The 12,457-nt window shown below is 32.2% G+C and carries 10 protein-coding genes and 3 pseudogenes; all 13 read left to right on the top strand.

Annotated features, from left to right (window positions below; genetic code table 11):
* Nucleotides 1-114 precede the first annotated feature (114 nt).
* The 13 genes and pseudogenes from traK (at nucleotide 115) to ACYSNX_RS05840 (ending at nucleotide 12,450) form a co-directional block, all read left to right on the top strand.
* Nucleotides 115-738, top strand: a pseudogene (gene traK, locus ACYSNX_RS05900) (conjugative transposon protein TraK).
* Between the two features lie 31 nt (nucleotides 739-769).
* The gene (locus tag ACYSNX_RS05895; protein WP_461753756.1) at nucleotides 770-1,612 is read left to right on the top strand and encodes a hypothetical protein; all 843 of its coding nucleotides are present in this window, start codon (nucleotides 770-772) and stop codon (nucleotides 1,610-1,612) included.
* A 27-nt stretch (nucleotides 1,613-1,639) separates the two neighbouring features.
* Nucleotides 1,640-2,056: pseudogene (gene traM, locus ACYSNX_RS05890) on the top strand (conjugative transposon protein TraM); the annotation flags it as partial.
* A 161-nt stretch (nucleotides 2,057-2,217) separates the two neighbouring features.
* Nucleotides 2,218-2,928 (top strand): annotated as a pseudogene (locus ACYSNX_RS05885) (DUF4138 domain-containing protein); the annotation flags it as partial.
* 191 nt (nucleotides 2,929-3,119) lie between these two features.
* Nucleotides 3,120-4,154 (top strand): LLM class flavin-dependent oxidoreductase, encoded by a 1,035-nt coding sequence (locus tag ACYSNX_RS05880; protein WP_461753755.1) that lies wholly within the window; start codon nucleotides 3,120-3,122, stop codon nucleotides 4,152-4,154.
* A gap of 270 nt (nucleotides 4,155-4,424) precedes the next feature.
* A complete protein-coding gene (locus ACYSNX_RS05875; RefSeq protein WP_461753754.1) occupies nucleotides 4,425-4,766 on the top strand; it encodes a nuclear transport factor 2 family protein in 342 nt (113 codons plus the stop codon).
* Nucleotides 4,736-5,365, top strand: a complete 630-nt coding sequence (locus ACYSNX_RS05870; RefSeq protein WP_461753753.1) for a YiiX/YebB-like N1pC/P60 family cysteine hydrolase — start codon at nucleotides 4,736-4,738, stop codon at nucleotides 5,363-5,365. Before ACYSNX_RS05875 ends, ACYSNX_RS05870 begins: the two co-directional genes overlap by 31 nt.
* A gap of 292 nt (nucleotides 5,366-5,657) precedes the next feature.
* Nucleotides 5,658-6,632, top strand: coding sequence for an SDR family oxidoreductase (locus ACYSNX_RS05865; RefSeq protein WP_461753752.1), 975 nt, complete (start codon nucleotides 5,658-5,660; stop codon nucleotides 6,630-6,632).
* Nucleotides 6,633-6,676: 44 nt separating this feature from the next.
* Nucleotides 6,677-7,990, top strand: coding sequence for a nucleotide sugar dehydrogenase (locus ACYSNX_RS05860; protein WP_461753751.1), 1,314 nt, complete (start codon nucleotides 6,677-6,679; stop codon nucleotides 7,988-7,990).
* Between the two features lie 5 nt (nucleotides 7,991-7,995).
* A complete protein-coding gene (locus tag ACYSNX_RS05855) occupies nucleotides 7,996-9,519 on the top strand; it encodes an MATE family efflux transporter (RefSeq protein WP_461753750.1) in 1,524 nt (507 codons plus the stop codon).
* Nucleotides 9,520-9,523: 4 nt separating this feature from the next.
* The gene (locus ACYSNX_RS05850) at nucleotides 9,524-10,330 is read left to right on the top strand and encodes a glycosyltransferase family 2 protein (RefSeq protein WP_461753749.1); all 807 of its coding nucleotides are present in this window, start codon (nucleotides 9,524-9,526) and stop codon (nucleotides 10,328-10,330) included.
* A gap of 32 nt (nucleotides 10,331-10,362) precedes the next feature.
* Nucleotides 10,363-11,406 carry a sugar-transfer associated ATP-grasp domain-containing protein gene (locus ACYSNX_RS05845; RefSeq protein WP_461753748.1) on the top strand — a complete coding sequence of 348 codons (1,044 nt, stop codon included), beginning with the start codon at nucleotides 10,363-10,365 and terminating at the stop codon, nucleotides 11,404-11,406.
* A 90-nt stretch (nucleotides 11,407-11,496) separates the two neighbouring features.
* Entirely contained in the window at nucleotides 11,497-12,450 is a 954-nt protein-coding gene (locus ACYSNX_RS05840) for a N(5)-(carboxyethyl)ornithine synthase (RefSeq protein ID WP_461753747.1), read from the top strand.
* The last annotated feature ends 7 nt before the right edge of the window (nucleotides 12,451-12,457 follow it).

Genomic DNA, 12,457 nt, shown 5'->3' with positions numbered 1-12,457 from the left:
CACGGGGGACGTATAGTCTTTTAGCTGTTTTGCCCGCCTTATTTTTTAAGGGTAATTTGCACAGTTGAGTGCGTTTTGAAATAATAACTTAATAAATACAAATAGCAATTAATAATGGAATTTCGTGTTTTAAACAATTTAGAGACCAGCTTTCAAAAAATACGTCTGTACTGTATTTGCTTTACTTTACTATGCGCTTTTACAGTGGGATTTAGTATTTGAATGAGTTATGCTTTTGCTGAAAAGCAAAGGCAAAAAGTGTATGTATTAGATAATGGTAAGTCTTTAATGCTCGCATTATCCCAAGATGTGCATATCAATAGGCCAGTAGAGGCCAGAGAACACGCTAGGAGGTTTCACGAATTGTTCTTTACGCTTTCACCTCAAAAAAGCGCCATTGAACAAAGTATGGAAAGGGCCTTTAATCTAAGTGATCAAAGTAGTTTTAATTACTATAAAGATCTTCTAGAAAAAGGTTATTACAACCGTATTATAACAGCTAACATACAGCAAAATATTCAGACCGATAGCATACTAATTAATATGGATGACTACCCATATAAAGGTGTGTATTATGGTAAGCAGTATATCATACGCACTAGCAATATTACCAAACGAAGCCTGGTAACTAGTTTTGAATTAGTAAATGGGGTGCGCTCGGATAATAACCCTCAAGGGTTTTTACTGCAGAAATTTACCATGGTAAATAATGCGGATTTAGAAACGCTCTCTCGTTAAGTATTGTCTTATTTTTAATAAAAGAATTACTATGAAAGATCCAATGGAAGTAATGGATGAATTGGCCAAAGAAGGTTTACCTTATTGGGACTATCAAATGCCAGAACAGAAAAATAAATATACTAAATACATGGTATACGCCCTTTTGGGTGTAGTATTTTTAATAGCGATGTTTTTTATTTTTAAACCAAGTTCAACTACTAGTGTATCCTCTGAACTGGTCTTACCAGAACCTAGGGAAGTTTCTATGCCTGAGCAAAAAGAAAAAGTCTACCAAATGGAAGCTTGGCTACAAAAGCAAAGAGATGCCCAGAGCATGGGTGAGAATACCTCTGGGAATTATAACTCAGAAAAGCAGTTCATAGAGGAAACAACTTCAAATGGGTTGGATTATATGCAATTGGCTTCCTTTTACTCAGAGGGAGTTTCTGCAGTTACTCAGGAGCTTAAAGAGATTTATAAAAAAGAACAGCCTTTAGAACCTATAACAAGTATTCTAGCCCCAAATAAGCAAGACCTTTTTGATAGGGTAGATTATCAAATGCAAAACTTAGCACCTTCTTCCGCAGTGGATGCTTTTGAGCTGATGGAGAAATCCGTAGCTATGGCTTCTGCGCTTCTGCCAAAAGATATTGGACAGATGACAGAAAATAGTGTGGAAAAATCTACCACTGTAATAAAGGTAGCTAAAATACAAAGAGTTGAAAATGATCCTATGGATATTGTTTCTACTTTGTCTGCAAAGGGGCAAGATAGAGATACTTCAGGTGTAGTGGAAGTAGAACTACCTCCATTTAGGGAGGAGTTTTTCACTCCAATTGGACTAGAAACCCAAATAAAAAGGGTAAAAAACACCATTAAAGCAGTAGTTTGAGAGGATTGTAGTTTTTTAGACCAGGCCTATATCAAAATTGAATTAAAAGAAGATATTCTAGTAGACGGATTTCTTTTAGAGAAGGGGAGTATATTACAGGCAAAGGCCTATGTTAATCAAGATCGCTTAGAGATAGATATAACCTCTGTATTAATTAAGGACTATATTATCCCAATATCTTTAGTAGGCTATGATACTTATGGAAATAGGGGTTTAGGTATTTATGAGTATAAGCAAATAAGAGACTCTAATGAGCTTTTAGCTAATTTAGGATCTACCGCTTCTAATAGCATTTCGTTTAACTCTTCTGCCAAGGATCAAATCATTACTAATCTTTCTGGTGATGTGATAAAAGGAGTAGGGGCTATATTTTCTAAAAACCTTCGCTCGGTGAAAGTGTTTTTAGAAAAGGATAAAGAAATACTCTTTGTCTTTGCGCCTTAAAAAGATTAACTAACCACATTTTATGTTTTACTATGAAAAATACACTTTATTTTATAATAGGGTTTCTTGGAGGACTTGGCTTTTTGTGTGCCCAAGAAAATAAGGATAATACTCCTAGTGCTCCTTGAGAGCTCGAGAGCTTTGCTCTTAGTTTAACCCACCAAAAAACAACACATCTACTTTTTAAAGCGGATATACAATATGTGGACCTAGGCAGCAGTGAAGTTCTAGCCTCCAAGGTACCTAATGCTCTTAATGTACTTCGCTTAAAGGCGGCCAAAGAGGATATACACCCTACTAATGTTACCGTTATTACAAGCAAAGGAGGATATTATAATTTTGAAGTTAGCTTTGAGTTAGACCCAAAAGTATTAAGCTTTGATTTTACCAAGGATGGTTTTTTTAAAAAAAAAGAAATAGGAGATATTTACCCCAGTGTGCTTTTGGGGAGTTCCGTAAGTGAGCTCGAGCATATAATGGATAGTATCTACCATTTACCTCTACATAAAGCTGTGAGTAGAACCTCTCAAAAGGGTGTAAATACTTATCTGTGAGATGTGTATGTCTATAAGGATAAGCTTGTGTTTCATTTAGGAGTGGAGAATCTTAGTCCTTTACCTTTTTGTATAGAAAAGGTAGAGTTTTACTTAAAGGATCGTTATTTGAAAAAAGGAAGTGTACTTCAGGATAAAGCTTTACCAATAGTAGCGGATAAACAATCTATAAAAGAAGCTACTTTTTTAAAACCTTGGCATGGAGTATATGTGCTTCCCGTGTTTGCTATGGATAATTCTAAGGCATTACATATCACCATTAAAGATACCTCTTTAAATAGGCAAGGGGACTTACTTATCAAACACCATGGTGTTTGAACAGCTAAAAAAATTGAATCCGCTCAATAGAGCCTAATTCTAGGCTGTTTTTTGCTTTATGGAGTAAAATAGTGTAATTTACGGGTGTTACTTAAAGGAATTTAAAAATGTAAAGAGGATACATTACTTAACCTATGTTAATTTAGATTGCTTCTAGAATAGGTATCTTTGTAGTATAAAATCAGCAAATTATGGAAATAGGAATTAGTATGTTTGGAGATCTTCGTTTTGATCCAACAACAAATAAGTACCAACCTGCTGGAGAGAAATTACAGCAAATTATAGAAGAAGTAAAATTAATGGACCAGGTAGGTCTTGATGTATTTGGAATAGGGGAACACCATAGACCGGATTACGCAGTATCTACTCCAGAGATTGTTCTATCAGCAGCATCTAGTGTAACTAAAAATATTAAATTAACTAGCTCGGTAAGCGTTTTAAGTAGTAGTGACCCAGTTAGATTATACCAAAGCTTTGCTACTTTGGATCTTTTATCTAAGAATAGAGCAGAGATTACAGTAGGAAGAGGAAGCTTTATTGAGTCTTTTCCTTTATTTGGGCAAGATTTAGACAAGTATAGCGAGATATTCACCGAAAAGTTAGATCTACTTTTGAAGATTAATAATGCAGATGGGCCGCTTTCTTGGAAAGGAGAGCATAGACCTTCTTTAGAAAATCAAGAAATTTTCCCTAGAGCAGAAAAGCCTTTAGATATTTGGATTGCAGCAGGAGGAACACCAGAGTCTGTTCAAAGAGCAGCAAGATTAGGTTTACCTTTAGTCTTTGCAATTATTGGTGGTATGCCTTCTCAGTACAAAGGATTCTTCGATTACTATAAACAAGAATACTTAAATGCTGGGCATGACATAAATAAAATGCAAATTGCTACTCACTCTCATGGTTTAATTGGGGAGGACGGGCAAGCTTTAGCTAAAGAATACTTTCCTTTGTATAAAGCTCAGATGGATAGAATTGGTTCATCCCGTGGATGGCAACCTTATACTTACTCTCAATATGAGTATGGTAGAGAAAAAGAAGGAGCTCTATTTATTGGAGATCCAAACCAGGTGGCAGATAAAATTTTATATCACCAAGAAATGTTTGGTTTAACCAGATGGTTAATGCACATAGATATTGGAGCACCTGATCACAAAACAGTGATGAAGAGTATTGAGCTCTTAGGAGACAAAGTGGCTCCACAGGTCAGAAAAGCATTAGCTAAATAATTTACAATGAATTATCCTTATTCCTTAGAAGTAGGATAGCGAGTGTAGAAATCACAAAACAACTGTTTCAAGTTGTTTATATGAAAAGCACTGCAAAGTGTTAAATAAAGTTTTATTGTTGGAATCCCTTACCTTGAGTAACTAAGGGATTTTTTTATTTAAAGATAGTTTGTGTTCAAACTTAAGTGTTACAGAAAATATTATTCCTTATAGATTGTTAAAATCATGGGATAGTATTACCTTTAATTTTTTAAAAAAATAAAGCGAATTATGTTAAAGAAAATTTTATTACTTAGTTTTATGTCTCTAGCTTTTATTGCATGCTCACAGGGACCAAAACACGCTGCTAAAGAATTCAGTGAAAATTTAGCTAAAGGAAAAGTAGACGAAGCAAAAAAATATGCAACGGAATCTACAGGGAAATTATTAGACTTTGCAAGTTCTTTTGGAGGACTGCCAGTTGATCCGAATTATAAATTCGAATTTTTAAAAGATTCAATCGTAGAAAATACGGCTTATGTTACTTTTAGCGATCAAAATGGTAAAAGCGATGAATTAACATTATACAAAATTGATGGTAAGTGGTTAGTGAATATCAAGCCAGAAAAGTAAAAGCTTTTTTACTTTGTTGTATATCCTTATTATTTCTTTGTTGTAACAATAAAGAAATAAAATCTTTATCAAAACAAAATAAGTTAGCCTGTTCTACTTTTGAACAGGCTAACTTAAATAATGGAGATATTGTATTTCGATTAGGTACAGGTTATTTTTCTAACTTTTTTAGAAAGTATGCCTCTAAAGAAAAAGAGTTCTCTCATGTAGGTCTTGTGCAAAGGGTAAAAGATAGCTTATTTGTGATACATATAGAGGCTAGTGAGTTCACAGGTGTAGGATATGTAAAAAAAGAAACATTAGCTTCTTTTTTATCCCAAAGTAAATCCCATAAGTTTTACCACAATACTTTAGATTCTGCGACAAAAGAAAAAATAGTTACTCAAGCTTTAACTTATTATAAGGCCCATGTTCCCTTTGATTTAGAGTTTAATAGTCAAGACGACTCAGCGCTATACTGTAGCGAACTTATAGCCCGTAGTATAAACAAAGGATTAGATAGCATAATTATACATCCAACACTACAATTGGGTGATAAATTACTTTATGGGTTAGATGATATTTATAAAGGGGAGTCTTTCACTAGAGATGGTAGATGAAAAAAAAGTAAGTTTTAAGCCCTTTTTTAGGTGCTATGGGTAGCTGACAAAGAATTATTATGCTTTTTTTGCGGTATTTTAAAAAATTTAATAAAGGAATAATATTTCACTGTTTTTATGATGCTTTTAGTTAAACTTAGAAAAAGGATTACTTCGCATAAAAACAACGATTTTTAATGGTCTCCATATTTTAAAAGTGTACATTTGTAGCTTGGTGTTAAAATAATAATAAAAAATATTTTTTAACACTAAGTAAAAAAACAAGGAGAAAAAAAATCATTATAATATTAAGATGGCTAAAATACTAATTACTGGTGGAGCTGGGTTCATCGGTTCTAATTTGACTGAATACTTTTTAAACAAAGGTTATTTTGTACGTTGTTTAGATAATTTTGCAACAGGACACAAACATAATATTGAACCTTTTCTTTCTAATTCTAATTATGAATTAATAGAAGGTGATATTAGAGATTTAGAAACTTGTCATAAAGCAGCAAATGGAATGGATTATGTTTTACATCAAGCTGCATTAGGATCAGTTCCTAGGTCAATCAATGACCCAATTACAAGTAATGAGGTAAATGTTTCTGGTTTTCTAAATATGTTAGTTGCTGCACGTGATGCGCAAATCAAAAGATTTGTATATGCAGCTAGTTCTTCAACTTATGGAGATTCTGAGAGCCTGCCAAAAGTGGAGGATATTATTGGAAATCCATTATCTCCATATGCAGTGACAAAATATGTAAATGAGCTATATGCAGATGTTTTTAGCCGTACATACGGTATTGAAACTATAGGTTTAAGATACTTTAATGTTTTTGGAAAAAGACAAGATCCTCAAGGTGCTTATGCAGCAGTTATTCCTTTATTTGTTAAGCAATTGATTGCACATGAAAGCCCAACTATTAATGGAACGGGAGAGTATTCTAGGGATTTTACTTTTATTGACAACGTAGTGCAGATGAATGAGTTGGCTATGTTAACGCAAGATAGAAATGCTGTTAATACAGTATATAATACTGCCGTTGGTGATAGAACTACTCTTGTTGAATTAGTAAGTCATTTAAAAAAATCTTTAAGTAAGTACGACAGCGCAATTGAAGACATTCCTTTAATATTTGGACCAAATCGTATTGGTGATATTCCACACTCATTAGCATCAGTTGAAAAGGCTAATAGACTATTAGGCTATAAAGCTAGCCATACTATTTCTCAGGGAATTGATGAAGCAGTGAATTGGTATTGGGAAAACAAGGAAATGTTATAGTTGTTAGGGAAGATTAAATTATATAAGTGAGAGTTTAAACACATATGAATACAAAATATAAAATTGCGGTAATCGGATTAGGATACGTAGGATTACCTTTAGCACGATTATTTGGAACTAAATTTTCTACTATTGGCTTTGATATCAATAAAAGTAGAATAGAAGAATTAAGGTCTGGAACTGATAGTACTCTAGAGGTTTCTGATGAAGTTTTGCAAAGTGTTACTGTGAAGCAAAATCCAGTTAAATCGAACTCTATAGGACTTTATTGTTCTTATGACCTATCTGATATTGAAGATTGCAATGTTTTTATTGTAACAGTTCCTACACCTGTAGATAAGCATAATCGTCCTGATCTAACACCATTATATAAGGCTTCTGAAACTGTAGCGAAAGTGCTTAAAAAGGGAGATATAGTGATTTATGAATCAACTGTTTATCCCGGTGTAACAGAAGAGGAGTGTGTGCCGGTATTAGAAAAAAATTCTGGTCTTAAATTTAATGAGGATTTCTTCGCGGGATATTCTCCTGAAAGGATTAACCCAGGAGATAAAGAGCATACAGTTGAGAGAATTTTGAAAGTTACTGCTGGTAGTACACCAGAAATTGGAGAAATTGTAAACGATATTTATAAAGCTGTTATTACAGCTGGGACCCATTTAGCACCAACAATAAAAGTAGCAGAAGCAGCTAAAGTTATTGAGAACTCTCAAAGAGATATAAATATTGCATTTGTAAATGAATTAGCTAAAATTTTTAATCTACTTGAAATTGATACACATGCAGTATTAGAAGCTGCTGGTACAAAGTGGAATTTCTTGCCATTTAAACCTGGATTAGTGGGTGGACATTGTATTGGTGTAGATCCATATTATTTAGCTCAAAAAGCTATGGAAAAAGGATATCACCCCGAAATTATATTAGCAGGTCGTAGGTTAAATGACTCCATGGGTGAATATGTAGCTTCACAAGTTATTAAAACAATGATTAAGAAAGGTATAAATGTTAGTAAAGCAGAAGTTTTAATGTTAGGTATTACATTTAAAGAAAACTGCCCTGATGTTAGAAATACTAAAATAGTTGATGTGATAAATGCATTGGAGGATTATGGTGTGAAAGTTACAACATTTGATCCATGGGCTAATCCTGAAAATGTTTTTGATGAATATAAGGTGGAAAGTCATAATTCTATAGAGGGAGTTGTTGAAAAATGTGGAATGAATAATTTTGATGCTATTGTTTTAGGTGTCGCTCATAAAGAATTATTATCCCTTGATCTATCTAAATTCAGAAAAAATATATCAATAGTTTATGATGTCAAAGGAGTTTTAACGCAAGGAGTGGATTCTAGATTATAATAAATATGAGTTCTGAGAGTAGACAGGTTCGAAGGAATCTTATTTTTAATATTTTAAGTTTAGGCGCTAATCTTGCGGTAGGAGTTTTTTATACACCGTATTTAGTGAAAACTCTTGGAATTATTGCCTATGGGATAATTCCTCTAGCATTAATAATAAATCAATACATAAGCGTTTTAACAGGATCTTTAACTAGCGCTCTAACTAGATTCTATTCTATAGCTCTACAAAAGAATGATAAGAAAGAGGCTTCAAAGTATTTAAGTACATCTATTATTGTTGTTTTAGCTATTATAATATTATTAATTGGTCCTTTATGGTGGTTAGTTAGTAATATTGAAGATGTTTTTACAGTTCCGACAGAGTTTTTACGAGACACTCAGTATTTATTTGTTTTTACTATAATTAGTTTTTTTATTTCACTATTATCTAGTGTTTTCAATATAACACTATATGCATACAATAGGTTAGATTTACTCAATGTAGTTAAGATTATTCGTGTTTCGGGAAAGTTTATCTTTGTATTTATACTTTTTAATATCTCTGCTACAGATGTTACAAACGTCGGTTTAGCTAATTTAGTAACAGAAATAATAGTTCTGATTTTTAGTATAGTGGTTTTTTATAAATTTTCCGCTGGAAAAGTTGAATTCAATTTTAGATACTACTCAAAAACCGCTTTACAAGCAGTTGGACTCTTGGCATTCTGGGTGATAATACAACAAATTGGTGATACAGGACTATATAGGGTAGATAATATCCTGGTTAATGTTTTTTGGAGTACTAAAGAGTCTGGTGTTCTGGGCGCCTTTACTGAGTTGGGTAATTATGCTATAATATTAGCTAGTGTAGTAGGGAGTTTATTTGGCCCCTTAATTTTAATATCTTATTCTAAAGATGATCATGCTAAGGTTCAAGAATTATCAATAGATAGTTCCTTGATTTTAGGAGTTTTAGTTGCTGTGATGATTGGAGTTTTAGTTGGGTTTGCACCAATTATTCTTAAGATTTGGATTGGTGAGGAAGTTGTCCCATATTCGAATTGGTTAATTTTAAAATTATGTTTAGTTCCTTTTTATGCATCGGCAGGAATCTATGCTTTTGCTGCTAGGGCAAAGAATATGGTACGTTTTCCAGCCTTATTTACGGTTTTTTTAGGAATCTTAAATTTCGGTATTTTATATTTATTAGCTAAGTTTAGTGGAGGTGATTTAGAAGTTGTTAATTTGATGCTTGTAGTTGCATTAGTTCTAGGAATTGGACAGAGTTATCTGTTAAACGGCTTATATTTTGCTAAGATTTACCCAGGAAATACTAAAGTAGTACTTGTTAGCTTTGCTAAAATTTTATCCGTTCTTATTGGTGTTAGTATCATATGTAACATAGTTTCAGTATACATGCTTGAAATGTCAACGTTAGCAAGTCTCTTAATTGTTTTATGTTTAGGATTAATATTATTAATCGGTAGTGTTGTCTTAGTGTTAAATTCAAGACAGAAAAGTTCTCTAATATCATTAGTAAAAAAATAATTATATGTTTTCAGTTGTTATTCCTTTATACAATAAAGAGTTAAGTATTTTTAATACTATAGAATCTGTTAGAAATCAAACATTTCAAGATTTTGAGATTATAATTGTAAATGATGGTTCTACAGATGGTAGTCTAAAAGTTGTAGAGGCTATTAAGGATTCTAGAATAAGAATTATAAATAAAGAAAATGGAGGAGTTTCAAGTGCTAGAAATGTTGGAATTCACAACGCTAAATGTGAATGGATTGCTTTTTTAGACGGAGACGATTTATGGGAGAGTAACCATTTAGAAGAGATAGTTAAAATGATGGCTGATTTTCCTAACGAAAATATTTATGCTACTTCATTTTCTTTCTCAGATGGTAGAAAAATTAAAGAATTACCGCAAATTGAAGATTGTTTTGTAATTGATAATTATCTCGATTATAAAGGGTTTTATTTAGTTTGGAGTAGTGTTGTAGTAATTCATAAAGAATGTTTTTCTAAAGTTGGCTACTTCAATGAAATGGTCTCATTAGGGGAGGATGTGGACATGTGGTTAAGAATTTGCTCAGTATTTCCATTAGTGAAATCTAAGTTGGTCACAGCATGTTATAGAGTGGATGCAGAGAACCGTAGTAATGCGAAAAAAATAGATATTACTAAATCAATTTTATATCATTATGATATTCCGTTATTAAGTAGATGTAGAATCCATAGAATCTATAAAAGTGATCTTAGATTGTTTTTATATATATTTTTAAGAAGAGGAGATTTTATTAGTTTTTGGAAACTATTAAGAAGATATAATATTAAAATTTTTTCTATATGAAAGACTATTTAAAAAGCATAATGAAGTTATGCATGAAAAAATATCAGGTTTATATTACGAAGAAAGCCTATAAAAATAACTATAATCAGATTGCTGTCAATGTTAAAGGTACTACTGCAAGCTTAACTAAAACTGAGAAATCCCAATATATTGAGAAATGGAAGATTATCGATACTAACGTCGATATAGATACAGTATCCATTTGTAAAGCATTATCAGGTAAGTTTGATGTAAATATTGTTCCAGACTATCTATACAATACTTTTTTTGAACCTAAATTAAATAATAGACGTGAGGTATATTTCTTAGAAGTGAAGAATAACTATAATAGATGGTTTAAAGGAGATTATTTTCCAAAGTTATATTTAAATAAAATAGGAGGTAGTTTTTATACTATGGAGGGTATGGAGGTTATAGATAGTAATGATTATCTATTAAAGCATGATTTAGTCTTTCCATTAGTTTGTAAGCCTAGTTTAGATACTTATGGAGGGGCAGGTGTGCAATTTGTTAATAATTATGAGGAACTTGATAGCGCAATTAGCGTTAGTGATAATCTTGTGATACAGGAAAAAATAGTGCAACATGAGGCTATCAATCAAATTTCATCCAGTATTAATACTGTTAGAGTTTGTTTGTTGAAATTGCCAAGAAATTCGGAAGAGGTAGTGGTTCTAAATAGTTCGCTAAGAATGGGAGTTGATGGTGGTTTAGATAATGAAAGTGGAAATGGTATAGTTTGTCGTTTAGATTCCAAAGGTAATTTTAATAATTTTGCTTTAAATAAAAAGGGAATAAAGTTTGAAACTCACCCAAATACCAGTTTTTTATTTGAAGGAGCATCATTACCATATTACAAAGAGATGGCGGATGTGGCTATTGCGATTACAAAGCAAATTCCATTTGCTAATGTGGTAAGTTTAGATATGTGTTTAGATAATAATTCGAATTGGCGTTGTATTGAAGTAAATCTTTTTGGGCAGTCAATAAGATTCTCTCAATATGCTGGATATGGTTTTTTTGGAGAATATACAGATGAAGTTATAGCGAATTGTTTGAACGACAGTACTTGTTAAGAACTATGGTTGACCTATCAAAAATAGTTTAGAAAAGCCTAAAATTAAACTTAGTAATTTTAATTGAAATATTACATAAAATATAAAGATATGAAAACAGTTGGATTTCCAATAAGTCAAAAGAATAATGAAAAACGAAGATGTTTAATTCCTAGTGACATAAAAAATATTAGAAATAAATCTCAAATTTTCGTTGAGAAAGGATATGGTACTGTACTAGGTTATAGTGATGAAGATTATCTTGCCGCAGGTGTTAATATTGCTAGCCAAGAAGAAGTCTTAGCTAAAGATGTTATTTGTGATGGAAAAATTGGTGATGCTGCTTATTTAGATAAATTAAAAGATCAAACTATATATGGTTGGGTCCATGCTGTCCAAAATAGAGAGATTACAGACATCTTGTTAGATAATAAATTAACAGCCTACGCATGGGAGGATATGTTTGAAGAAGGTCGTCATACTTTTTGGCGTAACAATGAAATTGCTGGAGAAGCTGCAATAATGCACGCATATACATTACACGGGTTATTTCCTTATGATACAAAAGTTGCTATTATTGGAAGAGGTAACATTGGAAAAGGAGCTATGAAGATTTTGACTTTTATGGGCGCTGACGTAACAGTTTATGATAGAAAAACAGAGAAGCTTTTTCAGAAAGAATTAGGAGAATATGATGTTATTGTAAATTGTATTCTTTGGGATACTTCAAGAACAGATCATATTATCTATAAGGATGATTTAAAAAGAATGAAGAAAGGTTCCTTAATAATTGATGTGAGTTGTGATCGTAATGGGGGAATTGAAACGTGTATTCCTACCTCTATGGATGAGCCAACGTATATCGTAGATGGTGTTGTACATTACGCTGTAGACCATACCCCATCTATTTTTTATAAGACAATTTCTAAGAGTTTAAGTGAAGAAGTTTCTAAGACTATTGATAAGCTAATAGAAGATAAAGCAGATAAAGTTTTAACAGAAGCTCTTATTGTTAAAGATGGAGTGATTGTTGATCAAAGGATTAGTGATTTTCAAAATAGATAGATTAAAT

Source organism: Myroides sp. LJL115 (assembly GCF_054871665.1).
Note: the sequence above shows the minus strand (reverse complement) of the source record. Positions and strands in the feature narration are given on the sequence as shown.

Coding starts and splice junctions, on each gene's coding strand:
- ACYSNX_RS05895 (WP_461753756.1), top strand. CDS start 770: ATGAAAGATCCAATGGAAGTAATGGATGAATTGGCCAAAGAAGGTTTA.
- ACYSNX_RS05880 (WP_461753755.1), top strand. CDS start 3,120: ATGGAAATAGGAATTAGTATGTTTGGAGATCTTCGTTTTGATCCAACA.
- ACYSNX_RS05875 (WP_461753754.1), top strand. CDS start 4,425: ATGTTAAAGAAAATTTTATTACTTAGTTTTATGTCTCTAGCTTTTATT.
- ACYSNX_RS05865 (WP_461753752.1), top strand. CDS start 5,658: ATGGCTAAAATACTAATTACTGGTGGAGCTGGGTTCATCGGTTCTAAT.
- ACYSNX_RS05860 (WP_461753751.1), top strand. CDS start 6,677: ATGAATACAAAATATAAAATTGCGGTAATCGGATTAGGATACGTAGGA.
- ACYSNX_RS05855 (WP_461753750.1), top strand. CDS start 7,996: ATGAGTTCTGAGAGTAGACAGGTTCGAAGGAATCTTATTTTTAATATT.
- ACYSNX_RS05850 (WP_461753749.1), top strand. CDS start 9,524: ATGTTTTCAGTTGTTATTCCTTTATACAATAAAGAGTTAAGTATTTTT.
- ACYSNX_RS05845 (WP_461753748.1), top strand. CDS start 10,363: ATGAAAAAATATCAGGTTTATATTACGAAGAAAGCCTATAAAAATAAC.
- ACYSNX_RS05840 (WP_461753747.1), top strand. CDS start 11,497: ATGAAAACAGTTGGATTTCCAATAAGTCAAAAGAATAATGAAAAACGA.